Here is a 24,991-nt window from a genome sequence, read left to right as displayed (position 1 = left end):
ACATACGCTCTTACACGAACTTGGGCATATCTGCTTAGGGCACACGCTCGTTCGCGTTGACGAAGAGTTCACCGAGCCACTGCCGATACGGGAGTTCGCGGCTGACGGCGTCGCCTACATCTTCATGCATGACCAAGGTGTCGAAGGCCAAATGGATGTCCCTCGCACCCGGCGCCTGATGAGACACAGGCTGGCAGGCAGGCAACCAAGCGATGGTCTGAAGCAGCGGATATTCGAGGCAACTGCAACGATCATCGAAGCTGGCCGGCTAGAGGCAACGGCATGAGCGAGAAACTTACTCCCCCATCACCGTCTGAACTACTAGAGACTGCACTCAAGCTGCCGGGACGAGCTGGGGAGACGTACTCCAAGTTCCGGACACTGAGTCTCGGCAATCAGGCGCTCATGATGATGCAAAGCCAGATCATCGAACCACAGGAAACGTACAAGGGGTGGCTGGCCCTGAACCGCCAAGTCAAAAAGGGCAGCAAGGCCAAAGCCATCTACGTTCCGATGTTCCGCAAGCAGGAGAAAGACAACGGCGACGAAGAGAAGCGACTATCTGGCTTCAAGCTGGTCAACTGCATGTTCGGAGTCTCGGACACTGAGGGCGATGACCTACCAGAGTATGAGCCGCTGACTTGGAGTAAGGAGTGTGCGCTAGGTGCATTGGCGATTCGCGAAGTCGACTACGAGAGCCTGAACGGCAACGCCCAGGGGTATTCAAAAGGTCGAGACTTCGCCATCAATCCGGTAGCGGCTTACCCATTTAAGACGATGCAGCATGAACTCAGTCATATCGTCCACGGACATACGACGGAAGAACGGCTACCAGAGTATCAAGTCCACCGTGGCCTGTATGAGTTTGAAGCTGAAGGCTCCGCCTACCTCATCATGAACGAGCTAGGCGCGACGGATCAGTTCGACGCTGAGGAGAGCCGGCACTACATCCAGCAGTGGCTACAAGGCGAACAGCCAGACGAGAAGAGTATCCGCGGTGTCCTGGCCACGGCCGACAAGATCATCAAGGCCGGCAGACCTGCAGTGCAAGTGGACGAACAAGCAGATGCTGCATGAATACGTCGACATCCCGGCACAGCGTCCTGAGCTCCAAGAGATTCTCTGGAAGCGCCAGGATCTCGCTCGACGCATCGGAGAGGCCGCAGTCCGGGTGTGCTCATCAACCAAGGAATACAACGAGCTGATAGCTCAACTCATACAAGTGAATGATGAGATCCGCAGAGAAGAAAACCATTGACTAAAATAGGGCGCTCAATCAAAATGAGCGCCAGGAGGATGCTATTAGTAAATTAAGCGACCTACACCTGTACTTCGAAAAGTTAGATTCAGAAGACCTCTTGCCAACCCTGAAACGGACCAGCAAGAAGAAACAGAGCAAATAACATACGGTGCTCGCCGTCCACATTCCATAGATACTCTCCAAAGTTATCTCGTGGACATAGACCGCGCTGGTTTGGTTTTCCCAGCAGCACCGGTGCTCCATCCAAGATCACAAGCACTTGCGGGTTTGGATGGGTAGACGAATCGCTTCGTCCGCCTCGCACATTTCTCAATTCTATCTATCAGGGAAACTTTCCTTGTTACACGAACGACAGCATCAGGGCCACTCTCTCGTATACGAAGCCCTGGTGCACCTTGTCTCACCTACAATCCGAGTAGTGTCCGATTGCCGGTGAGACTGGGTAGAGCACGACCAAATAAACCAATAGAAGAAGGAGGTGATATATGACCACCAACGAGCACAATGTACCTATTGATGCGGCTAAAAGGCTAATGAATAACTTAGAACTCCGCGCGAAGGAGTACGAGACAACCGTACCTACTGACTATCAAGTGGGCCTTGTTCTGAAAGCCCTGGCTGATCACACAGCGATTATGCAGGCACTGAAGTACCGACCTGACCCAACCAGCCCGTGGGTCGACGCTACGTCGATAGGCAGATGGCTACACGACACGGGTGATGTCCTGCTGGAGGCAGGGTCATGAGCGTCTCCTCCGAAAAGGGCGTCTCACTCGAGAACGAAGTAGCCAAGATACTCAAGAAGAAGCTGGGCGCGCGAGTTTCTAGGGATAAGCGCAGTGGCGCTAGCTCACACCAGAAGATGGACCTCACCGATTACTTCCAAGACACTCCCCTGGACATCGAGTGCAAGAACCACAAGACGATCAAGATCAAAGAGTGGTTTCGTCAGGCATTGGCTGGCGCAAGCTTCAGCCGCATCCCTACGGTGGTCTTCCAGGCCGACGATGAACTCCTGGCCACGGTTCGCTTCACTGACCTTGTTGACCTTATCGCCGAGACACAGCAGACCAGGGAAGAAGTGAAGCGCCTCTCCGCTCCAATAACCATTCCCAAACCTCTCAGTAACGAGATCGATCACTTGGCAACTAAGGCAGCAGCCAGCGGCTCATACAAGACCTGCCGCAACGGCCACATCATCAGCGACGGCCAGCTCAAGTGTCTAGCCAAGGGCTGCCAGTTCAGCGCCGGATACAAGCCTAAGAAGGAAAAGAAGTAGCCCAATCGTGGGCTGACTCTTGGAGCTAATCGGCTTCAAGTACATTCCACGATTGAAGGAAGTGATTAGCGTGTTTCACGCCATCCAGATTCCCCAGGATGAGGATCGACCGCTTTACAAAGTGACCATCGAAGACTTGGCCGGTATGCAGGCAGCAGTTGGAGGCTACATCGAGATCGTCGATCTCACTCCGCTCAATGCCTCACTGGTCGTCAACGAAGAAGGCAAGCTGATGAACTTGGAGATCAACCGTCGAGCTACCCTGCTCTTCTGGCTCCTGTTCCCAAGCGTCAGAGGCCGTGACGCCATCTGCGGTGACGCCTTGATCGTCGGCTACCCCGACAGCCAGGGCAACACCACGGACGCGCCTAAGGAGGTTGTCGAACTCCTGTTTGAAACGAAGTCTTACAAGGCCGAGTTCCAGACGTTTGACGACGCCAAGAAGTTCAACGGCAACCTGCGGCGCTTCGAGGACTACTTTGAAGCAGCCAATTACGCGCTGCTGAAGGCTCAGTCTTGGACTGCAGTTCAGCGGACGCGAGTCGTTCCGGCGGGTGATGAAGTTGCCTAAAGGGATCTTGATTCCTGGTGACATCGAGAAGCCTCTTGAGGTCAAGGACTTTGCCGACATGAAGGGGCTGGAAGGCACGCTAGGCGGCTCAGTAGAGCGCTTTGTGATCAACCGTCCCGACGCGTCACTCCTGGCCGCTGAGAGCGCTTCTTACCTTGAGCTGGTGACTAACCGTAGAGCCACGCTGACACTTTGGCTGCACGCAGCAGCTAAGCGAGGCAAGCAAGTGGCTCAGGGGGATGTCGTCCTCATCGGGCCACTCACAGAGCAGGGCGACTTTCTGGACGTTCCCCAGTGGTACGTTCGGCTGTTCCTTGAGACAGACCGTTTCAAGGTTCATGCGCAGCGCATTGAAGACATGCAATGGCGAGAGCACGAGCGTGTCTTTGATGACTGGGAACAGGCCTACACGTCTGTCCTGCTACACGCGGAACGGAATGCCCTCGTTGCCAACGTCCGAGTCGTCCCTGCCTAGATCGTGGGATTAGCCTCACTCCTCGTGGAGTGGGGCTTTTCTCTTTGAGGCCCACAACCTCCTAGACCGGCTTCAAATTAAAAGACCCCGTCCAACTGCGATAAGCATCAAGCAGTTGGACGGGGCGTATGGGTGGTTAGTCGGTGGACGGTTTGAAACCATTTCTGCGTCCCCGGATGTTGTCTGCGTTGGCCAGAACTTCCGCAGTAACGACCTTGTCAAAGTCAGCCTTGCTGACGATGATCTCTTCGCTGGTGCCATCAGGCTGGCGCAGCTCAAGCTCGACGACGTTCGTCACGCGCTTGAGTCCTGCCAGTTCTTCAGACGAAGCATCGAACAGCTTTCCAGCACTACGGACGACGACAGTGATCACTTTGTCATCGGCCAAGATCTCGCCGCTGATATCAGAGGTACGAATCGACTTGTAGCCCATCTTGTTCACCTCCTTCAAGGTGCAGGTGCTAGCAATCACTGGGTGCGATCACTACTGCCGCTTGATTATGAGGCAAGGCTATTTATTGTCAATAAGATAATTGATATAATAGAAGGGAATGAAAGAGTTTGATCTACTAAGCTATCTAAAGAAGTCCACCAAAGCCAGTGGAGTCAAACTTAAAGTCGACGTGAAGAAGGTGCCGGAACTCCGACGCCTTCTAAAGAATTTCTAATCACTCTTCTACTTTGCTCTGGACTCTCCCGTCCCCGTTCCGCGCAATGACGCTCAAGCCACCGCGCGGGCCTTCTGTCCATTTCTGATGGGTCTTGCGGATTGCAATGGCTTCTTTGGTGAGATCATGAATCCCATATTTGACCATCCTGATTCGAGACTTGTAGATGGACCAATCCAGAATTGCTTTGGAAGAGAATTGTTCTTTGTAAACATCCTTCTCGCCCAAGTAGGTGATAGTTCCTTCGTGCCTGTCAGGTAGGTTAGAACCGTACCTGTCACTAGCAGAGTCCCAGTGGACGCGCCACTCTTGACCAGGAGCCATGACCGGAATCACCTCCGGGAGGTGTACGACTTCCGCACCTTCTTGAACCCTCGTCGGTGACGGGCTGAGTTCCACTCTCACGTCATAGGCCGCCGTTTGCCCGTAGTTTTTGATGACTAGGTCAATGAACTCAGGACCGATGCTCTCTTCCATGGTCATGACAACGTACGGCTGGGACTTATCGAGCTCTAGCTTCTTCGCCTGTTTCAACTGAAAGAGGGCAATCGTGGCGGCAACGATCGCGATCAACAGGGTCGCAGCCGTCGAGACTGCTGAGATCCAGTCAGTGGCGCTAGGCGCGTCGTCCTTCACTGCCTCAACGAGCTGCCGAGCAAGGTCTGCCCATTCATCCTCTGTCACTTGGCAGGCTCACCCACGATAGAAGTCACTTCTTCTTCCCGGAAGACCTCTCGTCCCGATACGTGCCGCCAGATCACGTGGTCAAGCCGCCGCGGTTGGGTCGGATAAAGCTCGGCTACCTTCTTGATCAGCTCTGCCGCCTCGGTGGGAGTCAGGCGCCGCCCACCGAGTTCAGCGTGCTCTTCAATGAAACGGATCACCATGCGGTCGGGCTTAACGGACTGGAAGCCGGCCAGGATCAGCAGGTAGTTAAAAGTGACGCCGGATCTCTGACTCGGCAGATGAAGCCAAGCTTCCTTCAAAGCCGTCAGCTCTTCGTCCTTTGCGTAGGCGTCGTGAAGGTCTTCTCGAGTCGTATAACCGAGCTCATTCTGCAGTACTTCAGCGGCTTGACGAATAACCTCTGCCTTCAGGGGAGCATTCGCCTTGGTGTGGGCGGGCTTGCGGTTATTGACTAGCTCAGCCCATCCCCCGCTGCCTCCGGCCTCTTTGAAGGTGGCCAGCAGCTCCACGGTGCCATCACGGTCAGCGTCGCCGCCTTGAGCACGTCGATATGCGCGGTACTCGTTCACCACGTTGATCACGGGCTGATAGTTCGAACCAGTCGAGTAGATCGAATCGATGATGGAGAGAGCCAGGCTATGTGGATAGCCGTCAGCAGTTATCCACCTAGATTCGTCACCGAAGATGTTGCGGCATACCCCTGTTAGCTGTTCCGCTTCTGCGGTGAAGTCATTCGTCATTTCTGGACTCTAACAATCTTTCATCGTCGAGATTGGGAGGGCTTAAGTATGTGTACCAGCGCAACTCGTCCACCGTGCTCGCATTGATGGCGAAGCCTGCCACCGGGTCGAAGGAACAGACCGCGTCGCTCCCCAATGATTCGATTGATGACGCTCCCCCATCTGTGGGTTCTGAATCGGAGTCCGTCACTGCTACCTCCCTTGTAGTTGGATACCTGGCTAGTCACCGTGTCGTGTTGGACGCCCTGACCGACGGATACGAGCCGCCAAAGTGCGGGGTCCAAACAGCAGACGATTATGGACGTCGAACGGTGAAATATATAGCTGCTCAGCACGGACCGACAGCTTTGTGCCTAACGTGGCCACTCGGTCGGCCGTAGGAGTAGGAGGTCTCAGCCCCTGCAAACCGATGCTCGCCATAACCTCCGGTTCTACCGATCTCCACGCTTCAAACTGACCATCAGCGTATTCACCCACTGACCGGATCATGAGTTGGCAATAGCGATGAAGTCTGGCATCAGGTTGGATGTGCTGTAGCTGGTTGACTTTGTCGGCAATCTCCGTAGCGAGCTGTCGCAAAACCTCCTGGCGATTCAGAAGGCCATGGTCGAACAGCACTGAAAGGACGCCCTGCAGCGTCTGGCAAAGGTCATGATAGGGATGGATGGCTAAGACAGCGCGATTTTTGTTCCAAACTATGAGGCCTAGAGTCGCGACCCCCACTGAGATTGCCGCGGATACGATGCCAGTCAGAAGGTTTACATAAATGGCAGCAGCGAGGCCCCTGGCGAAGTCCTCTGGCCGCACGAAAGCCGCAAACCAGATACCGGCAGCAGCCAAGGTCAAAGCATATGCCAGGCACGACAGCCACCTGGGGAACGGGTTCTGTACCCTCATGGCCAACATGAGATCCGGGCGGTACCCGTCTCGCAGGATGGCGACAAGCATATTCATGTCGCTAAGAACCGGCTCGACGGCAAGCCTCAGGCGGTTGAGCGCCGCGTTAACCTCCTCTTCTAAGCGCTGGTCGTCTCCTGCATGCGCATCCCTTGTGTATTGGGCAATCAGACTATTCAAGGGGTCACGTCTAAGCCGTCTACAGGCTTCCACAGCTTCTTCGACTAATGGCTGAAGCAGCGAGTAGCGCAGCTGAATGCCCCGCACGTACGGTTCATGATCGTTACTCCCAAAGTCAGCCTCGATGTCCTGCAGCTTCCAGATCAGGCGGTCCCATTGATTCCAAAGAACCTGCGCATCGACACTCTTCAAAGAGACGTCCGACGCGTTGTTTTTGTGCACGCGGAGCCTTGACCACAGCGCCGTTGCCCTTATCTGGCTCACCGCATCTGATGCAAGCTCAACCGCGTTCTGAATAGAGTCAGAAATTTCACCAGCCTGGTTCCGCAACGCACGGAGCCGCAACCACTCCCTTACCCCCACGGCCACAGGTCCGGCAATAATCGCGTTCGATACAAGCGATGCAAGAACTCCCGTAACATCAAGCGGCCAAGCAGTGGTTAGGCACAGCCAAGCGATCACCATTGACAACAAAACCAGAGGGATCGCTTTGATGGTCGACATGCCGGGATTCTCTCACGGTGTTTGCCTCCTCAACTGGAGCGTGGAGCGGTTTGACCTAAAAGTGGTTGCGTCCATAGCGTGGTATGCCCTAGATTTGACGCCTCGTCAAGGAACAAAACGCCTCGATGTGCACGCGACGCGGCCCCGGGTCTGGGAAGTCCCGAGCCTCCACCAATGATGGCGGCGGAGGTGGCGCTGTGGTGGGGATTTTCAAAGGGAGGCCTGCGGATGAGCCTCACAGCTGTTGACTGGACAGCGGCCAGCGAGTGGATGGCGGTCACCTCCATGGCCGCTGTGTCGGCCAAGTCCGGAAGCAGGCCCGGCAAGCGCTCTGCCAACATCGTTTTTCCTGCCCCGGGCGGCCCTGTCAGCAACATGTGGTGGCCGCCGGCAGCGGCTACCTCCAAGGCGCGCCGTGCCTCGCCTTGGCCCGACACGTCACAGAGATCCGGCATCAACGGGACGTGGCCCGCGTCATCCGCAGGCACATCGGCGTCAACAGGGTCGTAGTCGAGGGCGAGGTCTTTGGGATCCGCGCCGAAGTCAAAGGCAAGCCGGGCAAGGGTCTTGTAGCCGCGAACCTTCGCTCCGGGGACCAGCGCCGCTTCCTCAGCGTTGGCGTCAGCCACCACGACGTCCGGGTAACCCGCCTGAACAGCCGCCATGACGGCAGGGAGGATGCCACGTACCGGCCTCAATCGTCCATCAAGCCCGAGCTCTGCAATAAACACGGTTCCGCCAATTTCGCGGATGTCGTCGGCAGCCCGGAGCACCGCCATGGTGATGGCGAGATCAAATCCAGAGCCTCGCTTGGGAAGAGATGCGGGAATGAGGTTGGCCGTGATCTTACGCCGGCTGAGGGGAATTCCCGAATTTTGAGCGGCCGAACGAATACGCTCCTTAGCCTCATTCAGAGCGGCATCTGGTAACCCCAGGATGACGAAGTTCGGGAGCGTTTGGCCAATGTCAGCTTCTACCTCCACGATGTAACCGTTGAGCCCCACCAAGGCAACGCAGTAGCTGCGTCCGACCCCCATCAGCCGACACCGCGCAAGTGCTCAAGTTGCGGTTCACCGACGCCGCTGTCAATGACGGAAACAACATCAATCCGCGTGCGCAGAGCAGCAAGATCATGCTCGCGGCACCACGACAACGAGAGACGATGAAGACGCGCGAGCTTGGCGGCACCCACCGCCTCAAAAGGATGACCGTAGTCCAGGCTCTTCCGGGTCTTTACTTCGGCAACAACCAAGATGTCGCCCTCGATCGCCACGATGTCGATCTCACCGTCCGGGCACCGCCAATTGCGATCGACGATCCGCATTCCCTGGTTCTCCAGAAAATCTGCCGCCAATGCTTCACCGTTACGGCCAAGCAGGTCTTTTGCTCTCATGACCACCACCTCCAAGCACCAGTTTTCAGGCTGGCGTGGTGCGGCGGCAGGGTGTCAATTAGCTATGTGGGTAAACCTGCGGAAGTCAGTGCTGTGGAGGAATACTGAGGAGCGCCTGATTAGTTTCCGAGATCCCCAAGGTCCCCAAGACCGCCATCCTTCGGCAAAGCCAGGTCCTCGCTCCGCGGCAGTTCCTCTACGTTGACGTCCTTGAACGTGATCACGCGAACATTCTTGACGAAGCGGGCAGAGCGGTAAACGTCCCAGACCCAGGCGTCCTGAAGCGTGAGGTCAAAGTAGACTTCCCCGTCCGCACTGCGGGCCTGAAGGTCCACGTGGTTGGCCAGATAGAAACGCCGCTCGGTTTCCACTACGTAGCTGAACAGACCGACAACATCCCGGTACTCGCGGTAGAGCTGAAGCTCCATGTCGGTTTCATAGTTCTCAAGGTCCTCGGCGCTCATAGTTCCATCTTGCACTATCAGCCGGGCAGCAAGCGCCACATGGGATGGCGGCGTGGGTCTGAGGCATCAGGCCAGATCAGGACCGGTGAGGTTCCAGCTTGTCCGGTGATGGACACTGGGGCCTTGCGAGCGAATGACTTCACGGTGAGCGGAAGTGGCGTAACCCTTATTGACGTTCCAGCCATAGGAGGGAATTTCCGAATGCAGGTCCACCATAATCCGGTCGCGGGCAACTTTGGCCAGGACACTGGCGGCGGCAACACTGAGACAACTCATATCCGCTTTGATCCTGGTATGCACTGGCGCCTCGCACCAAGGGCCGGGGTCGGGACTGTCGAAGAGCGAGGCCTGAACGTCCGGCGAAAGCCAATTGTGACTGCCGTCCAACAGCACAACATCCGGAGTGATGCCGCCTTCAAGGATTTCAAACCAAGCACGGGTTCCGGCCAGCCGCAAGGCGGCGATGATGCCGATTTCGTCAATCTCCCGGGACGATGCATGCCCGACGGCGGAGGCCACAGCCCACTGTCGAACAAGAGGCTCCAGTCTGTCCCGATCCTCGGGTTTGAGCAGCTTGCTGTCCTTGACGTCAGCCAGCAGGCCATGCTCGGCAAGGTCTACTACGGCAATGCCAACGCTGACCGGTCCGGCCAAGGCTCCCCGCCCAACCTCATCCACTCCTGCGAGCAAACGGACGCCGGAGGATAAGAAAGACCGTTCGACATCGAGGGTGGGGACACCCACAGGGCTCTTGGCCTGCTTAGTGGATTTAGCCGTTGCCTTGCCCTGCGTCTTGCTCTGTGTCTTACTCTGCGCCTTGACCTTGGAGCCGGTAGCCGTTGATGCCATTGCTGTGCCCAAGTGCCTTACTTAGCCGGGGTGCCGTCAGGGACGTCACGGAAAACGTCCTGATAGTTGTCGAGGATGGTCCATCGGTTGATCGGCCAGGCAATAACGGTGGCTTTACCTTCAACATCCTCGATGTTGATAAATCCGCCGTTGACTTCCTGATGCATCCGGGAATCCTCGGAGTGGTTGCGGTTATCCCCCATCACCCAAACTTTTCCTTCCGGAACAACAATATCGAAGGGCTTCGGCTGCGGCACCTCGGCCGGATTGATGTAAGTCTCGTTCACAGGCACACCGTTGATGGAAAGCCTGCCTTCTGCATCACAACAGGACACCCGGTCCCCCGGGAGCCCGATGATGCGCTTGACCAGGTGCTGATCATTGTTGTCAGGAGCCAGGCCGACGAATTCCAGGCCGTCTCCCACCCAGTCCATGGGTCCGGCCGGCTTCGTGGCTACTGGCGGCAACCAAGCCTGAGCGTCCCTGAACACCACAACATCCCCGCGTTCGAGGTCGAAGGGCCCTGGCACCAGGAGGTTGATGAAGATGCGGTCATTGACGTCCAACGTGCTTTCCATGGACTCGGAGGGGATGTAAAACGCCCTGAACAGGAAAGTCTTGAGCAGGAAGGACAGCACCAGCGCAATCGCCACAACGGTGACGATTTCCTTGACCCACACAAGCACGGGGTTTTTGCGTGGTTTCTCGGCTGCGTGGGAGCCTCCTTCGGAGTCCCTGGCACGAGGCCCGTCCGATTCTTCGGGCCGAGGCGTCACGTCGTCATCCGGGCGGGACTCAGCCGTGCCGGCGGCACTGGCCGTTCCATCCGAGAGCCGGGCGTCGTCGTCGTAACGCTCGGGGTTCTCTGGAGCTTTGTCCGGCATTTACTGTCCGTTCTTCGGTGGTGTTTCGGCCTGCTCTGAGCGAGGCATCTCTGCAAATCTATCAAGTGGCCAGACGATCCGGACCGGTCGGCCTACAACCCGATCCACGGGAACCATGCCGCCACCCGGGGCACCCAGCAGCCCGCGCGAGTCAGCGGAACGTGAACGGTGGTCACCCATGAGCCAGAGGCGACCATCAGGGACCACGACGTCGAACTTCTGTTTGCTGGGCTCGTCCCCGGGATACAGATAGGGTTCCTCAAGAACCTGACCATTCACCGTGAGGTGCCCTGCCGTGTCGCAGCACTGGACGTGGTCGCCGCCCACCCCTATGACACGCTTCACGTACGTGGTGTCGCTGCCGGTGAGCCCAAACCATTGGCTGGCGGCGGACACCGCATCAACAAAAGGACCCTGTCCGCTGCTCAGGGGGTCGAAGGAACCGCGGCCGTCGAAAACCACAATGTCCCCGCGGCGAATCGGTTCAGAGGCGAAGGCCGTCCGAGAGACCAGGATCCGGTCCCCTTCTTCAAGAAGGGGTTCCATGGATTCGGAGGGAATGTAGTACACATCCAGCCATAAGGACCGGACCAGGCCGCTGATCGCAACGGCCAGCACTAGTGCGAGCAAAACAAAACGCCAGCCCTGTTTCCGGGGCTGGCGTTCTGATGTGTCCATGACTCGTATCCCTGTTGCGTTGCGGATTGCTCCGGAACAACCGGGCACGAATCCTGGACCCCTTACGTAAGTCGGAGGACTTACTTGGCGAAGTCGCGCTTTTCCTTGATCTTCGCAGCCTTACCGCGCAGTGCGCGCATGTAGTAAAGCTTGGCGCGGCGGACGTCACCCTTGGTGACGACCTCGATCTTGTCGATGATCGGGGAGTGTACCGGGAAGGTACGCTCTACGCCGACACCGAAGGAAACCTTGCGCACGGTGAAGGTTTCGCGAACGCCGTCGCCCTGGCGGCCCAGGACGAAGCCCTGGAATACCTGAACACGGGAGTTCTTGCCTTCGATGATGTTGACGTGAACCTTGAGGGTGTCGCCCGCGCGGAACTCAGGAACATCGTTACGCAGCGAGGCTGCATCTACGCTATCGAGGATATGCATTAATCCACTCCTGGTGAACGCCACAGGTCATTCACTTTGGGTTACGGCGGACAAGCCCGGGGCACAAAGGCCTACCGGAAATCTCCGCCGAAGTTTCTTAATGTCCGGTTCCGCCACTGATTGGCGTCACCGGGTTGTCCGACTGTTGGCTGAACTCCCCCTGTGGCAGGTGTCAGCCCAGCAGACACAAGGGTTAATTCTGCCATATGTGCTGCCATACGGCCAACCGCCCGGCGCCCCGCACCTTTCGACGGCGGGACGTGACTTAGTTCCCGGCGTTGCCGCCGGGCTTGGCACGCAAGCGCCCATCGACGACGTCGTACCCGAGCTCCGCGAGGGCCTGCCGGTCCGCGCGACTCAACACGCCGGCGTCGAGCCCTTCCATAAGATCCGGCCTGCGCTCCGCCGTGCGGCGGAATTGCTCATGGCGCCGCCACTGGGCGATCTTGCCGTGGTTCCCGCTGAGCAGGATCGGAGGGACGTCGTGGTCCCGCCACGCTGAGGGCTTGGTGTACACGGGATACTCCAAAAGGCCATCCGAGTGGGATTCCTCAACCAGCGATTCCGGATTGCCAACCACCCCTGGAAGAAGGCGTCCAATGGCTTCAACCATGGCCAACACTGCCACTTCACCGCCGTTGAGGACGTAGTCGCCGAGGCTGACAGGCCGGACGGTGAAATGATCCTGGGCCCACTCGATGACGCGTTCGTCAATGCCTTCATATCGGCCACAGGCGAAGACCAGGTGTTGCTCTTCGGCGAGCTCATACGCCAGGGCTTGGTTGAACTTCTCCCCTGCCGGCGACGGAACTATCAGCACCGGTTGTGAGCCTTCGCGGACGGTTGCGACTGATTCCAGGGCCTGCGCCCACGGTTCAGGTTTCATGACCATACCGGCGCCGCCACCATACGGGGTGTCATCCACCGTCCGGTGCCTGTCCGTCGTGTACGTGCGCAGATCGTGGACGTTCAGCTCCAGCAACCCGTCCTGCCGGGCCTTGCCTATGAGCGAGAGCTCCAGCGGGGCGAGGTACTCAGGAAAAATGCTGACAACATCGATCCTCATTTAGGCATCATCCCCGGGGCCATCCTTGGGCTCCTTGACGTTCTCGTCGTTGATCTCAAACAGGCCTGATGGTGGGGTGATGAGGATGTAGCCTTCCTCGACGTTGACCTCGGGAACGATTTCATCGACGAAGGGAATGAGGATTTCCTTGCCATCGGCAGCCTCGACCGTCAGCAGGTCCTGGACTGGAAGGGTGGTGAGAGCAGCTACTTTGCCCACTACCTGCGAGCCAACGCGGGCCTCCAGGCCAACCAGCTCATGCTCGTACCAGCCCTCGTCGTCGTCTTCGTCGTCTAGTTCCTCGGTTTCGATGAAGAGCTTCGCTCCCCGGATGACCTCGGCAGCATTGCGGTCGGCAATTTCTTCGAAGCCAAGCAGGAGGATGTCCTTATTCCACCGGGCACTGCGGATGGTCAATGGGCCAGCGGAGGCGGGCTCCACAACGAACTCGGTTCCAGCGACGAAACGCTCGGAGGGCGCGTCGGTGAGTACCTGCACCGTTACCTCGCCGCGAATACCGTGCGGTTTGCCGATCCGGGCCACCTGGAGCTGCATGGGTTCCTCTGAATTCTTATAGTGCCTGCGCCGCGCGGCGGCAATGACAGGAAATTGTGGATAAAGCAATCCGGCCCCTCCACCATATTCGGTGAAGGGGCCGGATCTAAGACAAGTAGTGCTGAGCGCGTTACCGGCGACGGTCGGTGTCGACGACGTCGACCCTGACCTGCTCGCCACCGGCCAAGGCTGCAACCACGGTGCGCAATGCACGCGCGGTGCGTCCCTGTCGGCCGATCACCCGTCCGAGGTCCTCCTGGTGAACTCGCACCTCGAGGGATTCCCCGCGGCGGTTGTTCTTGGCACTGACCTTGACATCCTCAGGGCTGTCAACGATCCCACGGACCAAGTGCTCGAGCGCTTCTGCCAGCAACTTACTCAGCCTCGGTGGTCTCTGCTTCAGCCTCGGCCGGAGCTTCGGCTTCGTCCTTCTTGGCCTTCTTGGTGATGGCTTCCGGAATGATAACGGAACCCTTCTCCGGGGCTACGAAGGCTTCCTTCGGAGCTTTGGTCTTCAGGGTGCCTTCCTGGCCCGGCAGGCCCTTGAACTTCTGCCAGTCACCGGTGATCTTGAGGATCGCGGCAACCTGCTCAGTGGGCTGGGCACCAACGGAAAGCCAGTACTGGGCGCGCTCGGAAGCGACCTCGATGTACGACGGCTCTTCGGTGGGGTGGTACTTGCCGATTTCTTCAATGGCACGGCCATCGCGCTTGGCGCGGGCATCCATGACGACGATGCGGTAGTACGGTGCGCGCATCTTACCGAGGCGCTTAAGGCGAATCTTTACGGCCACTTTTGTGGTCACTCCTGTTTCTGAAACGAGGTTGAACCCGACGTTCTGCACCCGTGGGGCGGGCCGTACTAGACGGTTCGAAGGACAAGATACGAGCACGGAGAGAGGGGCCGCACCGATCGAGTACCTGTCTATTGTGCCAGATGCCCGGAGCAAATACGACTCCGGTCCCCCTACCCGGCGTGTTCTTGCCCACTCCCGCGGTTGATGGTGCAGCCTGAGGCGAACAGGGGCGTCATTCGGACCAGACGTAAAGCCCGGCGCGCTCCGCCTTCTCGACGTCCGTCGCGAGGGCAGCCAACTGCTGGACATACTGGCGCGATTGCGCGGCATCGAAAGGCATATCGTCCTGTTCAGCCCATGCAGCGGCAACGTCGTCAAGAACGTTGGCGTCGCCTTCGCTCTCATAGGTGAGCAGTTCGGCAAGGGCCCGCACCATGGCTTCAGGGACACCCAGGAGGGCGTCGCTTGTGACGTCAACCAGGGCAAGCTCGTAGTCAGCTCCGGCGGCGTGAACAGCCTGTCCTGCGAGGTCGCCCAGTTGTTCGACTTCGAAATCGGTGATGCCGTCAATCCGAACGGCCGGGCCGGTTACACCTGCACCCTTCTCCAAGGCTGCAGCCCGCTTGAGCGCTTCATCGTGGGTGGCTACAAAAACTTCGGCAAAGCCCATGGAAAGTACTCTCATTCCTTCGTGCTGACGGGGCGGCGGCACAGGATCCCGGAGGTTCCGTGCCGTCATGCCAAGCCTAGTGCAGCCGGGGGCGCGGACTGGTCCTCAGCGCACGGTGACGCGCAGCTTGTTCCGCCAAGGATCATCAAAGCGCAGCTCGGCACCGGTATGGTGGCTCTGCACACCGGCAACCTTGAGGCGATCAGCAAGCGCGGCCACGTCATCGGCGCCGGGGACTTGAATCAGGACCTCCCCCAGGCCCAGCGTGTCCTTTCGCGGGCCCGCTCCACGGCTGTTCCAGACGTTCATGGCCATGTGGTGGTGGTAGCCGCCCGCGGAGACGAAAAGCGCCTGGCCGTGCCAGCCTGCGGTGCGCTCGAAGCCCAGGGTTTCAACGTAGAACTTTTGCGCGGTCTCCACGTCACCCACCTGCAGGTGAACGTGCCCGACGCCGGCCGCCGACTCACGCTGCCCGGTCACGGCAGCTTCACTCAGGTGCTGCTGCAGGAATCGCTGCGGCGGGAGAGCAACGTTGTCCATGACAACGTTCTTGCCATCCCACTTCCAGAGGTCACGGGGCTTGTCGTAGTACAGCTCAATGCCGTTGCCTTCGGGGTCGGTGAAGTAGAACGCTTCACTGACCAAATGATCGGCGCTGCCTGCGAACGCGCGGGGTTCGTATTCGGCTGCCGTGGCAATGGTGGCGGCCAATGAGGGCTGGTCCTCGAACAGAATGGCCGTGTGGAACAGGCCGGCTTCGCCCCGACCCGGAATCTGCAGGCCAGCCGCGGGAGCGAGGTGGACGACCGGCTTGCCGACACGCCCCAAATACAGCCCGCCGTCTTGCTCGGCCACCACGTCCAGGCCAAGGGCCCGCTGGTAGTAGTCACTCATGACCTTCATGTCGCCCACCTTGAGCATGACGGTGCCCATGGTGAGTTCGGCAGGCAGAAGATCCTGGCTGGATGATGAGGTCATGTGAAGCTCCCGGTTCCGAGGTGGCCGCTTATCGGCACCTTCTTACCTATCTAAATTACTTGAAGCTTCAATTTATTCCTAACGCACCACGTTCCCCCGAATCACGATGTGCCGGAGTTCGTCCATAGTCCGCAGCTGACGCCGCGGATCCTCACTGCAGAGCACGACGTCGGCGCTGGCCCCTTCACTGATGCCCTCGGCTCCCAGCCACGCACGGGCACCCCAGGATGCGGCGTTCAGGACCGCAGCCGGCGGAAGGCCGGCGTCGTGCAGTTCCTTCATCTCCTCCGCAATCCGACCGTGCCTGATGACGCTGCCGGCATCAGTCCCGGCATACATCGAAACCCCCGCTTCGAAGGCCGACAACACACGCTCATGGCGACGCTCCCACAGACGCAGCATGTGATCCGCGTACTTCGGAAACTTTGGCTCTGCCTGCGCGGCAATATCGGGAAAGGTAGCGATATTGACCAGCGTGGGAACAATCGGCACCGACTGCTCCACCAAGCGGGGAAGGTGCCTCGGGAGGAGACCGGTAGCGTGCTCAATGCAATCGATATTGGCATCGAGCATGTCGTCAATGGTGTCCTCAGCGAAACAGTGAGCCGTGACCCTGGCACCTTCATCATGTGCCGCTGAGATGGCATCCTTCACGGTCCTGGCCGGGAAGGAAACCGCGAGGTCACCGACGTCGCGATCTATCCAATCGCCCACTAGTTTCACCCAGCCATCGCCGTCCCGGGCTTCCTTTCGTACGGTCTCAACCAGTTCAGCGGGCTCAATTTCATGCCCCAAGCCGCGGAGGTACCGCCGGCTCCGCGCAATATGCCGGCCTGAACGGATCAAGCGGGGCAAGTCCGATCGCTGCTGTACCCAGCGGGTGTCCGAGGGCGATCCGCAATCGCGGATTAACAGCGTCCCGGCGTCGAGGTCTGCTTGGGCTTGGGCCAGCGTGGCGTGCTCATCAACGGCTCCTCCAACACCGAGTCCGACATGGCAGTGAGCGTCAACCGAACCCGGCAGGACCCAACCGTCCAGCACTCTGTCCGGCGCAGAAGCGGGACGCTGGAACGTCAAGGTGCCGTCCACTGACCATAGCCCCTGGCGCTCTTCGTCCGCCGAGACGAGCACGGGTCCACTGAATTCGATGATGTTGGCCATGGCAAAAGCGTAGCCGGGGTGGCATGGCAGAGCCGGTTCCCACCATGTGACTGGGCGGTGGTTCGTAGCTGTGGTAGCTTCGTCTACGACCACACGGGAGCCCTTGCAGGGGCTGAGATCGGACTGATGCAGTCTGCGACCGTTGAACCTGTCCGGGTAATGCCGGCGAAGGAAGTGAGTATTCCCTTGAGCACCGCAGAAACACAGCACAGCCCTGTCCAAAATCAGTTCGGCATGGACCAAAAACAGTCCGTCACGCAATCGTTGCAGTCCCACTCGTTGGCGTGGCTGGAAGATCCGGACAACGGCATACGCGTCCCCGTCACCGCGATCGCCTTGGAGCCCTCCCCCAACGGGCTAGCCAATCCACCTTTGCAGGTTTACCGAACAGCAGGCCCAGGCAGCGATCCGGTGGTGGGGTTGGAGCCGTTCCGTGCACCGTGGATCGAAGCCCGCGGAGATACGGAAGCCTATTCCGGTCGGCAGCGGAACCTGCTCGACGACGGCAAGTCCGCGGTCCGGCGTGGGGCAGCGTCAGCGGAGTGGAAGGGCGCGCAACCCGTGCCGCGCCGCGCCGTGGAAGGTAGGACTGTCACGCAGATGCACTACGCGAAGCAGGGAGTTGTGACTCCTGAAATGCAGTTCGTCGCCTTGCGGGAGAACTGCGATGTTGAACTCGTCCGCAGCGAAGTTGCCGCGGGAAGGGCGATCATCCCGAACAACATCAACCACCCCGAATCCGAACCAATGATCATCGGCAAAGCTTTCCTGGTCAAGATCAACGCCAACATCGGAAACTCAGCGGTCACCAGCTCCATCGCCGAGGAAGTGGACAAGCTGCAGTGGGCTGCCAAGTGGGGCGCTGACACGGTGATGGATCTCTCCACGGGGGACGACATCCACACGACGCGTGAATGGATCATCCGCAACTCACCTGTTCCGATCGGAACAGTCCCTATCTATCAGGCCCTTGAAAAGGTTAACGGCGAGGCCAACAAGCTGACGTGGGAAATCTTCCGCGATACCGTCATTGAGCAATGCGAGCAAGGCGTGGACTATATGACCATCCATGCGGGCGTTTTGCTGAGGTACGTGCCGTTGACCGCCAACCGGGTCACGGGCATCGTATCCCGCGGCGGCTCCATCATGGCCGGGTGGTGCCTTGCCCACCACCAGGAGAACTTCCTCTACACGCACTTTGACGAGCTCTGCGAAATCTTTGCCCGGTACGATGTCGCGTTCTCCTTGGGAGACGGGCTGCGTCCCGGTTCCATTGCGGACGCAAACGACGCCGCGCAGTTCGCCGAGTTGGACACCCTAGCAGAGCTGACGCAGCGGGCGTGGGAGTTCGACGTCCAGGTGATGGTGGAAGGCCCCGGGCACATTCCTTTCCATTTGGTGCGGGAGAATGTGGAGCGCCAGCAGGAGCTGTGCAAGGGTGCGCCGTTCTACACACTGGGTCCACTGGTTACCGACATCGCACCCGGCTATGACCACATCACCTCGGCCATCGGCGCCACGGAAATTGCGCGCTACGGCACTGCAATGCTGTGCTACGTAACCCCCAAGGAGCACTTGGGGCTTCCCAACAAGGACGACGTGAAAACGGGCGTCATCACGTACAAGATCGCCGCTCACGCCGCCGACCTCGCCAAAGGGCACCCCGGCGCTCATGAACGCGATGATGCACTTTCCAAGGCTCGGTTCGAGTTCCGATGGAGGGACCAGTTCGCTTTGTCCCTGGACCCCGTCACAGCAGAAGCGTTCCATGATGAGACACTGCCCGCAGAACCCGCAAAAACCGCTCATTTCTGCTCCATGTGCGGACCCAAATTCTGCTCCATGCGGATCAGCCAGGACATCCGTGCAGAATACGGTTCGGCAGAATCACAGGCAGCCATCGCAGGAATGTATGAGGGGATGCGCGAAAAGAGCGAGGAGTTCCTGGCTTCAGGAGGAAAGGTGTACCTACCGGAGCTTCGCGTCCCCTGAATTAGGGACCAGCCGAATCAGGAAGCCTGAACTGACCTTGCCCTGCCAACCTCGGCGATGAACGAACGAATGGCTTGATCGCCGTCAACCGAATCCTGGGGCCGGTGACCTCCCGCTGCTACGCGGCGAAGGGCACCGGTCTCCTGGAGGTAGCCGGCAATTTCCTCGTAGAGCGGCTCCCATCCGCCGGTGAGAACCAAAGTGGGAACCCCGGGAACAATGTGGAGCGGGGCCTCCCATGGTGGCGCCTGGAGTCTGAGCCGGCGGGCTGAACGGCGTGCTTCCGGAGTGTCCAGGCCTCCCGTTTCGGCAGAAAACGCCCTGCGGAAATACTCACGTTGGTAATCAGCGTCATTGAGTTGCATGCGGGCGTCGAATAACGGTTCCATAAGGGCCCGGTGGGAACCCGTTGCCGGAAGCTCAGCCGTCAACGACAAACAAGCGGGCTCCACCAGAGTCAGCGAGTGCACCAGATCAGGACGTTCAATGGCCGCCAGCATGGCAGAGATAGCGCCTTGTTGGTGGGCTACCACGTGCCCACCAGCCGAATCACGCAAGGCATTGATCACAATGGCAACATCGGCTGCCACATTGGATTCCGTTGGTTCGGCGACGGCATCAAAGCCGTGCCGCCGAAGGAAGAGGGCATCATAAGCGAGGGCCATGCCATGTTGCTTCGGCCATGCCGCAGCACCAAAACTGCCCAGGCCGTGAACGAAGACTACGCGCTGCTTATGCATTGGTTCAGCCTATTCCACGGCTCTGACATCCCAAGGGCCGGAAATCCCGGCTCCTTGGGAAGCACTACTTACTTTCCGAGGAACTTGTCGAAGCCCTTGGGGAGATTCAGGGACGACGGATCGAAGTCCGCGGCACCCTGTCCAAAAGCCGCGCCGGTGGGTGCTGCCGAGGCCGCGTTGGCCCGCTTGGCCTCAGCGTCACGCAGTTCCTGTGCCGCCTTTGCGGGGTTGCCCGAACGAGCCTTCTTCTTAGGGGCGTTCTTCCCGTTTTTGCGCCCGCCGCCAGGACCACCGAGACCAGGCATGCCGGGCATACCCGGCATGCCGCCGCCCTGAGCGAGCTTCTTCATCATCTTCTGGGCCTGCGCGAACCGCTCCAACAGGCCATTGACCTCGGACACGTGCACACCGGAACCCCTGGCGATACGGGCACGGCGTGAGCCGTTGATGATCTTCGGAGCAACACGCTCGTGCGGAGTCATGGAGCGGACGATCGCCTCAACGCGGTCGATCTCTTTTTCGTCGAAGTTCTCCAGCTGCTGACGGATGTTCTGCGCACCCGGCATCATCATGAGCATCTTCTTCATGGAGCCCATGTTGCGGATTTGCTGCATCTGGGCGAGGAAGTCGTCCAGGGTGAAGTCTTCCTGATCAGCGAACTTCTTCGCCATCCGGGCAGCTTCGTCTTTGTCCCACGACCTCTCGGCCTGTTCAATCAGGGTGAGGACGTCGCCCATGTCCAGGATGCGGGAAGCCATACGGTCCGGGTGGAAGAGCTCGAAATCATCCAGGCCTTCACCGGTGGAGGCAAACATCACCGGCTTACCAGTGACGGACGCGACCGAGAGCGCGGCACCGCCGCGGGCGTCGCCGTCGAGCTTGGACAGAACGATGCCCGTGAAGTTAACGCCTTCATCGAAGGCCATCGCCGTGTTAACGGCGTCCTGGCCAATCATGGAGTCGATAACGAAGAGAACTTCGTTGGGGATGATCGCCTGACGGATGCGGCGGGCCTGATCCATCATCTCGGCGTCGACGCCGAGACGACCGGCGGTGTCAACAATCACGACGTCGTGCAACTTCTGACGTGCTTCCTCAACACCGGCCTTGGCGACGGCTACGGGGTCGCCCGCAGGGTGCTCGAGCTCGGACGTTGCACCGGGGTGCGGAGCGAACACCGGGACGCCCGCGCGCTGTCCCACCACTTGGAGCTGGGTCACGGCATTGGGGCGCTGGAGATCACAAGCCACCAGCATGGGGCTGTGGCCCTGGGACTTGAGCCACTTGGATAGCTTGCCTGCAAGAGTGGTCTTACCGGCACCCTGGAGGCCGGCGAGCATGATGATGGTGGGGCCGGTCTTGGCCAAACGAATACGGCGCGTTTCGCCGCCGAGGATCTCCTTGAGTTCCTCGTTGACGATCTTGACGATCTGCTGGCTCGGGTTCAACGCTCCCGAGACTTCGGCGCCGAGGGCACGTTCGCGGATGCGGCCTGTGAACTCGCGGACCACGGAAACTGCAACGTCCGCATCCAGCAAGGCACGGCGAATTTCACGAACTGTGGCATCGACGTCAGCCTCGGTGAGGCGGCCCTTGCCACGAAGGTTCTTGAAGGTTGCTGTCAACCGGTCAGAGAGTGAATTGAACACGCGCCGTGCACTTCTTTCGATGGTCTACGAATGGCGGCCAATGCGGCACGCCATAGTCCTGATCATTCTTGCCCCGGCAAACCTGCCTCAGCCAACAATTCTGTTTCGACTACGGGACTCGACTATCTAGGGTACCAAGTCGCACCTGCAAGATGGCATGCTGGCACAGTGACCAGCAAAACAACTGTAAAAACGTTGCTCATCCTCGGCGCGTCCGGGGACCTGACGGGCCGGCTGCTTCTGCCCGGCCTGGCCGGACTCCTGGCTACCGGCCGGGCGCCCGGCCTGCGATTGGTGGGGGCGGGTTCTGACCCCTGGTCCCCCGAACAGTGGCAGGAGCGGGTCAATGGCGCCTTCGCTGCGGCGTCAGCTACCGCCGATGCCGAGGGTCGCGCTGACGTGGCTGCTGTCGCCTCCAGCACTGAATACCATCAGGTGGATGTCACCGCCGTAGGCCCCTTGGCGGACCTGCTCGCGCAGCTGGAGGGGCCCATTGCCATCTACTTCGCTCTGCCCCCGCACGTCAGCCAAAAGGCCTGCGAGGTCCTCCACCGGGATCAGCTACCCCCTGGAACGCGCCTGGTGATGGAAAAGCCATTTGGCTCGGGATCAGAATCTGCGCACGAGCTCAATAAAACACTTGCTGAGCTGGTTCCCGAGGACCACATCCACCGTGTGGACCACTTCCTGGGTAAAGCCACTGTACTGAACGTCCTGGGACTACGCTTCGCCAACAGGTTCCTGGAGCCCGTCTGGAACCGGGACCACATAGAAAAGGTGGAGGTCATTTTTGATGAGGACCTGGCACTGGAGGGCCGGGCCCGGTATTACGACACTGCCGGCGCCCTGCGGGACATGATCCAGAGCCATCTGCTGCACATCATGGCATTCCTGGCGATCGACGCCCCGGCCACCATCGAGGAACGGGACCTGCGTGACGCCGTGGCAACCGTCCTGCGGGCCAGCAGCATCAAAGCTCCGTACAGCGAATCCACTGGCCGCGCCCGCTACACGGCGGGAACACTCGGCGAACGGACAGTTCCGGATTACGCTGCCGAAGAGGGTGTAGACCCTTCCCGCAATACCGAAACCCTGGCCGAAGTCCGGGTGGAGATCGACAACTGGCGGTGGAAGGGTGTTCCGTTCATCCTTCGCTCGGGCAAGGCCCTGGGACGCCGACGCAAGGAAGCTGTGATCACCTTCCGCCCTGTCCCCCATCTTCCGAAGGGATTCTCAGGCGTGGACTCCCCCAACCAGCTGCGGATCGGTTTCGGACCCGACGTGCTGGAATTCGACATCGACGTCAACGGACCCGGCGACATTTTCACGCTGGACCGGGCAAGTCTGGTGGCGCAGCTCAGCGCAGCCGGAATGCTCCCTTACGGTGAGGTGCTGGAAGGCATCCTGAACGGCGACCCCTTGCTGTCTGTTCGGGGCGACACCGCGGAGGACTGCTGGCGGATCATCGAGCCGGTCCTCCGCGCCTGGGAGGCAGGCGACGTCCCGCTGGACGAGTACGACGCCGGCAGCGCGGGGCCGGCGAACTGGCCCACCGGCGTCGTGGACTAAAGACTGATGGCACATCCAAGACAGCGTTAACAGCACAAGCGGGCCGGGTACCTTGCCTGGTACCCGGCCCGCTTTGCTGCGTCAGGGACTTAGATCGCGGCTGCGCCGCGCTCCCCGGTCCTGACCCTGACTGCTTCGTAAACATCCACGGTCCACACCTTGCCGTCACCGGCGCGGCCTGTGTTTGAGCTGGCGATGAGGACATCCAGGATGTCATCTGCCTGCTCATCCGTGGCAAGGACCTCGATGCGGATCTTCGGCAACAAATCCACGTTGTACTCGGATCCCCGGTACACCTCGGTGTAGCCGCGCTGACGGCCGTAGCCGCTTGCCGCGCTGACCGTCAGGCCCTGGACCCCGTATGATTCGAGGCCTTCCCGGACTGCTTCAAGCTTTTCGGGACGGACGATCGCTGTGATGAGCTTCATGCCTGGACACTCTCCTTGCCTTCTGCGGGGGTCTTGGCGTCTGCTGCCGTGTCTGCCTTACCTGTCATTGCATTGTGCAACGGCTGGAAGCTGCCACCGTGGCCATTGACTCCGAACTCGTAGGCCGTCTCAGCGTGGAGGCTGAGGTCCACGCCAACGTTTTCCTGCTCAGTGGAGACACGGAAGCCCATGGTCTTGTGGATGGCGAAGGCAATGATGGCCGTCATGATGGCCGAGAAGGCAATCGCAATACCGGCTGCTGCGAGCTGTGCCCACATCTGTGCCATGCCGCCGCCGTAGAAGAGGCCACCACCCACGCCGTCAGTGGACTTGGCGATGAAGCCAAGGGCCACGGTGCCGATGATGCCGGAAACGAGGTGGACGCCTACAACGTCCAGGGAGTCATCGAAGCCCCAACGGAACTTCAGGCCGACTGCCAGGGCGGAAGCAACACCGGCAACTACACCCAGGCCGAGGGCGCCAATGGGGTCCACGTTTGCGCAGGCCGGGGTGATAGCTACCAGGCCGGCAACCACACCGGATGCCGCGCCGAGCGACGTCGGGTGGCCGTCACGGATGCGTTCGGTGATGAGCCAGCCGATCATGGCTGCTGCAGGGGCCGCCAGGGTATTGATCCAAATCAGGCCCGCTTGTTCAGCGGTTGTAGCTGCGCCGCCATTGAAACCGAACCAGCCGAACCAGAGGATTGCAGCACCGAGCATCACGAACGGGATGTTGTGCGGGCGGTGGTTCGGGTCCTTACCGAAGCCGCGGCGGTTGCCGATGATGAGTACCAGGACAAGTGCCGCTACACCTGCGTTGATGTGAACTACGGTGCCGCCGGCAAAGTCAATGGCCGGGCCGAGGGCCTTGCCGATCGCACCTTCGGGACCGAACAACCCGCCACCCCAGACCATGTAGGCCAGCGGGCAGTAAACCAGGGTGACCCATACAGGGACAAAGATGCTCCAGGCGCCGAACTTGGCGCGGTCAGCAATCGCGCCGCTGATAAGGGCTACCGTGATGATGGCAAAGGTTGCCGCGTAACCAATCTTGATCATGGCGTCGGGTGTGGTTTCCACCCCGGCAAGACCGAAGGCAGCAAAGGGGTTACCCACAATCTGCATGAAGCCTTCGCCGGAGCTCATCGAAGCACCCCAGAGCACCCAGACGACGCCCACAATGCCGATGGAGATGAAGCTCATCATCATCATGTTCAGGGCTGCCTTGGCGCGTGTCATGCCGCCGTAGAAAAATGCCAGACCAGGTGTCATGAACAGCACAAGCGCCGCCGCCACCATGACCCATACGTGACCTGCGGTAAGTTCCATGGTGCACGTTCCTCTCTTGCTAGATCTGCGGTTCAACCGCTGTCCTGACGCCGTTTGCGTCCTGCTTAAGAGTTTTGTGCCGCCGTGTTTC

The 24,991-nt window shown here is 59.5% G+C and carries 29 protein-coding genes and 1 riboswitch; of the genes, 7 read left to right on the top strand and 22 right to left on the bottom strand.

Annotated elements, in window-relative coordinates:
- Positions 1–282 precede the first annotated feature (282 nt).
- The 5 genes from HAV21_RS03290 to HAV21_RS03270 all read left to right on the top strand — a co-directional run bounded on the left by HAV21_RS03290 (position 283) and on the right by HAV21_RS03270 (position 3,586).
- Complete coding sequence (locus HAV21_RS03290; RefSeq protein ID WP_166840342.1) at positions 283–1,077, top strand: ArdC-like ssDNA-binding domain-containing protein; 795 nt, start codon at positions 283–285, stop codon at positions 1,075–1,077.
- Positions 1,078–1,746: 669 nt separating this feature from the next.
- Positions 1,747–2,007, top strand: a complete 261-nt coding sequence (locus tag HAV21_RS03285; RefSeq protein WP_166840340.1) for a hypothetical protein — start codon at positions 1,747–1,749, stop codon at positions 2,005–2,007.
- Entirely contained in the window at positions 2,004–2,540 is a 537-nt protein-coding gene (locus HAV21_RS03280) for a hypothetical protein (protein WP_166840339.1), read from the top strand. The genes HAV21_RS03285 and HAV21_RS03280 overlap by 4 nt, the downstream gene beginning before the upstream one ends.
- 70 nt (positions 2,541–2,610) lie before the next feature.
- Positions 2,611–3,111: a DUF3846 domain-containing protein gene (locus HAV21_RS03275; protein WP_208095813.1), complete on the top strand. Its 501-nt coding sequence runs from the start codon at positions 2,611–2,613 to the stop codon at positions 3,109–3,111.
- A 7-nt stretch (positions 3,112–3,118) separates the two neighbouring features.
- Entirely contained in the window at positions 3,119–3,586 is a 468-nt protein-coding gene (locus HAV21_RS03270; RefSeq protein WP_166840337.1) for a hypothetical protein, read from the top strand.
- A 136-nt stretch (positions 3,587–3,722) separates the two neighbouring features.
- Here the strand turns inward: HAV21_RS03270 and HAV21_RS03265 are convergent, their stop codons facing one another.
- The 18 genes from HAV21_RS03265 to HAV21_RS03180 all read right to left on the bottom strand — a co-directional run bounded on the left by HAV21_RS03265 (position 3,723) and on the right by HAV21_RS03180 (position 17,191).
- The gene (locus HAV21_RS03265) at positions 3,723–4,019 is read right to left on the bottom strand and encodes a hypothetical protein (protein WP_166840336.1); all 297 of its coding nucleotides are present in this window, start codon (positions 4,017–4,019) and stop codon (positions 3,723–3,725) included.
- A gap of 235 nt (positions 4,020–4,254) precedes the next feature.
- The gene (locus HAV21_RS03260; protein ID WP_166840334.1) at positions 4,255–4,938 is read right to left on the bottom strand and encodes a hypothetical protein; all 684 of its coding nucleotides are present in this window, start codon (positions 4,936–4,938) and stop codon (positions 4,255–4,257) included.
- The gene (locus HAV21_RS03255) at positions 4,935–5,681 is read right to left on the bottom strand and encodes a hypothetical protein (protein ID WP_166840332.1); all 747 of its coding nucleotides are present in this window, start codon (positions 5,679–5,681) and stop codon (positions 4,935–4,937) included. The genes HAV21_RS03260 and HAV21_RS03255 overlap by 4 nt, the downstream gene beginning before the upstream one ends.
- Positions 5,682–5,900: 219 nt before the next feature.
- Complete coding sequence (locus tag HAV21_RS03250; RefSeq protein ID WP_166840330.1) at positions 5,901–7,262, bottom strand: hypothetical protein; 1,362 nt, start codon at positions 7,260–7,262, stop codon at positions 5,901–5,903.
- Between the two features lie 29 nt (positions 7,263–7,291).
- Entirely contained in the window at positions 7,292–8,299 is a 1,008-nt protein-coding gene (locus tag HAV21_RS03245; protein WP_279538984.1) for an ATP-binding protein, read from the bottom strand.
- Positions 8,299–8,664 carry a YraN family protein gene (locus HAV21_RS03240; RefSeq protein ID WP_142938912.1) on the bottom strand — a complete coding sequence of 122 codons (366 nt, stop codon included), beginning with the start codon at positions 8,662–8,664 and terminating at the stop codon, positions 8,299–8,301. Before HAV21_RS03240 ends, HAV21_RS03245 begins: the two co-directional genes overlap by 1 nt.
- A 110-nt stretch (positions 8,665–8,774) precedes the next feature.
- Positions 8,775–9,119 (bottom strand): DUF2469 domain-containing protein, encoded by a 345-nt coding sequence (locus tag HAV21_RS03235; protein WP_018776202.1) that lies wholly within the window; start codon positions 9,117–9,119, stop codon positions 8,775–8,777.
- 66 nt (positions 9,120–9,185) lie between these two features.
- Positions 9,186–9,968, bottom strand: a complete 783-nt coding sequence (locus tag HAV21_RS03230) for a ribonuclease HII (RefSeq protein WP_166840905.1) — start codon at positions 9,966–9,968, stop codon at positions 9,186–9,188.
- 17 nt (positions 9,969–9,985) lie between these two features.
- Positions 9,986–10,852 carry a signal peptidase I gene (gene lepB, locus HAV21_RS03225; RefSeq protein WP_142938772.1) on the bottom strand — a complete coding sequence of 289 codons (867 nt, stop codon included), beginning with the start codon at positions 10,850–10,852 and terminating at the stop codon, positions 9,986–9,988.
- A complete protein-coding gene (gene lepB, locus HAV21_RS03220) occupies positions 10,853–11,530 on the bottom strand; it encodes a signal peptidase I (protein WP_142938771.1) in 678 nt (225 codons plus the stop codon).
- An 80-nt stretch (positions 11,531–11,610) separates the two neighbouring features.
- Complete coding sequence (gene rplS / locus HAV21_RS03215; protein ID WP_014922079.1) at positions 11,611–11,964, bottom strand: 50S ribosomal protein L19; 354 nt, start codon at positions 11,962–11,964, stop codon at positions 11,611–11,613.
- A 265-nt stretch (positions 11,965–12,229) separates the two neighbouring features.
- On the bottom strand, positions 12,230–13,030 hold the full coding sequence (trmD, locus tag HAV21_RS03210; RefSeq protein ID WP_166840328.1) for a tRNA (guanosine(37)-N1)-methyltransferase TrmD: 801 nt from the start codon (positions 13,028–13,030) through the stop codon (positions 12,230–12,232).
- Positions 13,031–13,585, bottom strand: a complete 555-nt coding sequence (rimM, locus tag HAV21_RS03205; protein ID WP_166840326.1) for a ribosome maturation factor RimM — start codon at positions 13,583–13,585, stop codon at positions 13,031–13,033.
- Positions 13,586–13,715: 130 nt separating this feature from the next.
- Positions 13,716–13,958 (bottom strand): RNA-binding protein, encoded by a 243-nt coding sequence (locus tag HAV21_RS03200; protein WP_011775119.1) that lies wholly within the window; start codon positions 13,956–13,958, stop codon positions 13,716–13,718.
- A 1-nt stretch (position 13,959) separates the two neighbouring features.
- Positions 13,960–14,379 (bottom strand): 30S ribosomal protein S16, encoded by a 420-nt coding sequence (gene rpsP / locus HAV21_RS03195; protein WP_166840903.1) that lies wholly within the window; start codon positions 14,377–14,379, stop codon positions 13,960–13,962.
- 235 nt (positions 14,380–14,614) lie between these two features.
- A complete protein-coding gene (locus tag HAV21_RS03190; protein ID WP_142938910.1) occupies positions 14,615–15,067 on the bottom strand; it encodes a hypothetical protein in 453 nt (150 codons plus the stop codon).
- 90 nt (positions 15,068–15,157) lie between these two features.
- On the bottom strand, positions 15,158–16,030 hold the full coding sequence (locus HAV21_RS03185; RefSeq protein WP_142938768.1) for a VOC family protein: 873 nt from the start codon (positions 16,028–16,030) through the stop codon (positions 15,158–15,160).
- A gap of 78 nt (positions 16,031–16,108) precedes the next feature.
- A complete protein-coding gene (locus HAV21_RS03180) occupies positions 16,109–17,191 on the bottom strand; it encodes an amidohydrolase family protein (protein ID WP_166840324.1) in 1,083 nt (360 codons plus the stop codon).
- 83 nt (positions 17,192–17,274) lie between these two features.
- Positions 17,275–17,382: riboswitch (TPP riboswitch) on the top strand.
- A gap of 43 nt (positions 17,383–17,425) precedes the next feature.
- Here HAV21_RS03180 and thiC point away from each other — a divergent pair.
- Positions 17,426–19,183 (top strand): phosphomethylpyrimidine synthase ThiC, encoded by a 1,758-nt coding sequence (gene thiC / locus HAV21_RS03175; protein WP_243753089.1) that lies wholly within the window; start codon positions 17,426–17,428, stop codon positions 19,181–19,183.
- Positions 19,184–19,200: 17 nt separating this feature from the next.
- Here thiC and HAV21_RS03170 read toward each other — a convergent pair whose 3' ends face one another.
- Positions 19,201–19,923 (bottom strand): alpha/beta hydrolase, encoded by a 723-nt coding sequence (locus HAV21_RS03170; protein WP_166840320.1) that lies wholly within the window; start codon positions 19,921–19,923, stop codon positions 19,201–19,203.
- Between the two features lie 68 nt (positions 19,924–19,991).
- Positions 19,992–21,572, bottom strand: a complete 1,581-nt coding sequence (ffh, locus tag HAV21_RS03165) for a signal recognition particle protein (RefSeq protein ID WP_142938764.1) — start codon at positions 21,570–21,572, stop codon at positions 19,992–19,994.
- A 30-nt stretch (positions 21,573–21,602) separates the two neighbouring features.
- On the opposite strand from ffh, the gene HAV21_RS03160 reads away from it, so the two are divergent.
- The gene (locus HAV21_RS03160) at positions 21,603–23,141 is read left to right on the top strand and encodes a glucose-6-phosphate dehydrogenase (protein WP_208095806.1); all 1,539 of its coding nucleotides are present in this window, start codon (positions 21,603–21,605) and stop codon (positions 23,139–23,141) included.
- A gap of 89 nt (positions 23,142–23,230) precedes the next feature.
- Here HAV21_RS03160 and HAV21_RS03155 read toward each other — a convergent pair whose 3' ends face one another.
- Positions 23,231–23,569, bottom strand: coding sequence for a P-II family nitrogen regulator (locus HAV21_RS03155; protein ID WP_166840316.1), 339 nt, complete (start codon positions 23,567–23,569; stop codon positions 23,231–23,233).
- A complete protein-coding gene (locus HAV21_RS03150) occupies positions 23,566–24,900 on the bottom strand; it encodes an ammonium transporter (RefSeq protein WP_142938762.1) in 1,335 nt (444 codons plus the stop codon). The genes HAV21_RS03155 and HAV21_RS03150 overlap by 4 nt, the downstream gene beginning before the upstream one ends.
- Positions 24,901–24,991 lie beyond the last annotated feature (91 nt).

Source organism: Paenarthrobacter sp. MSM-2-10-13, assembly GCF_011605365.1.
In the GTDB taxonomy this organism is placed as follows: domain Bacteria; phylum Actinomycetota; class Actinomycetes; order Actinomycetales; family Micrococcaceae; genus Arthrobacter.
Note: the sequence above shows the minus strand (reverse complement) of the source record. Positions and strands in the feature narration are given on the sequence as shown.

What these genes read in the sequence shown, in the direction of transcription:
- HAV21_RS03290 (WP_166840342.1), top strand. Translation starts at nt 283, where the DNA reads ATGAGCGAGAAACTTACTCCCCCATCACCGTCTGAACTACTAGAGACT.
- HAV21_RS03285 (WP_166840340.1), top strand. Translation starts at nt 1,747, where the DNA reads ATGACCACCAACGAGCACAATGTACCTATTGATGCGGCTAAAAGGCTA.
- HAV21_RS03280 (WP_166840339.1), top strand. Translation starts at nt 2,004, where the DNA reads ATGAGCGTCTCCTCCGAAAAGGGCGTCTCACTCGAGAACGAAGTAGCC.
- HAV21_RS03265 (WP_166840336.1), bottom strand. Translation starts at nt 4,019, where the DNA reads ATGGGCTACAAGTCGATTCGTACCTCTGATATCAGCGGCGAGATCTTG.
- HAV21_RS03255 (WP_166840332.1), bottom strand. Translation starts at nt 5,681, where the DNA reads ATGACGAATGACTTCACCGCAGAAGCGGAACAGCTAACAGGGGTATGC.
- HAV21_RS03250 (WP_166840330.1), bottom strand. Translation starts at nt 7,262, where the DNA reads ATGTCGACCATCAAAGCGATCCCTCTGGTTTTGTTGTCAATGGTGATC.
- HAV21_RS03245 (WP_279538984.1), bottom strand. Translation starts at nt 8,299, where the DNA reads ATGGGGGTCGGACGCAGCTACTGCGTTGCCTTGGTGGGGCTCAACGGT.
- HAV21_RS03235 (WP_018776202.1), bottom strand. Translation starts at nt 9,119, where the DNA reads ATGAGCGCCGAGGACCTTGAGAACTATGAAACCGACATGGAGCTTCAG.
- HAV21_RS03230 (WP_166840905.1), bottom strand. Translation starts at nt 9,968, where the DNA reads ATGGCATCAACGGCTACCGGCTCCAAGGTCAAGGCGCAGAGTAAGACA.
- lepB (WP_142938772.1), bottom strand. Translation starts at nt 10,852, where the DNA reads ATGCCGGACAAAGCTCCAGAGAACCCCGAGCGTTACGACGACGACGCC.
- lepB (WP_142938771.1), bottom strand. Translation starts at nt 11,530, where the DNA reads ATGGACACATCAGAACGCCAGCCCCGGAAACAGGGCTGGCGTTTTGTT.
- rplS (WP_014922079.1), bottom strand. Translation starts at nt 11,964, where the DNA reads ATGCATATCCTCGATAGCGTAGATGCAGCCTCGCTGCGTAACGATGTT.
- trmD (WP_166840328.1), bottom strand. Translation starts at nt 13,030, where the DNA reads ATGAGGATCGATGTTGTCAGCATTTTTCCTGAGTACCTCGCCCCGCTG.
- rimM (WP_166840326.1), bottom strand. Translation starts at nt 13,585, where the DNA reads ATGCAGCTCCAGGTGGCCCGGATCGGCAAACCGCACGGTATTCGCGGC.
- HAV21_RS03190 (WP_142938910.1), bottom strand. Translation starts at nt 15,067, where the DNA reads ATGAGAGTACTTTCCATGGGCTTTGCCGAAGTTTTTGTAGCCACCCAC.
- HAV21_RS03185 (WP_142938768.1), bottom strand. Translation starts at nt 16,030, where the DNA reads ATGACCTCATCATCCAGCCAGGATCTTCTGCCTGCCGAACTCACCATG.
- HAV21_RS03180 (WP_166840324.1), bottom strand. Translation starts at nt 17,191, where the DNA reads ATGGCCAACATCATCGAATTCAGTGGACCCGTGCTCGTCTCGGCGGAC.
- thiC (WP_243753089.1), top strand. Translation starts at nt 17,426, where the DNA reads ATGGACCAAAAACAGTCCGTCACGCAATCGTTGCAGTCCCACTCGTTG.
- HAV21_RS03170 (WP_166840320.1), bottom strand. Translation starts at nt 19,923, where the DNA reads ATGCATAAGCAGCGCGTAGTCTTCGTTCACGGCCTGGGCAGTTTTGGT.
- HAV21_RS03160 (WP_208095806.1), top strand. Translation starts at nt 21,603, where the DNA reads ATGGCGGCCAATGCGGCACGCCATAGTCCTGATCATTCTTGCCCCGGC.
- HAV21_RS03155 (WP_166840316.1), bottom strand. Translation starts at nt 23,569, where the DNA reads ATGAAGCTCATCACAGCGATCGTCCGTCCCGAAAAGCTTGAAGCAGTC.
- HAV21_RS03150 (WP_142938762.1), bottom strand. Translation starts at nt 24,900, where the DNA reads ATGGAACTTACCGCAGGTCACGTATGGGTCATGGTGGCGGCGGCGCTT.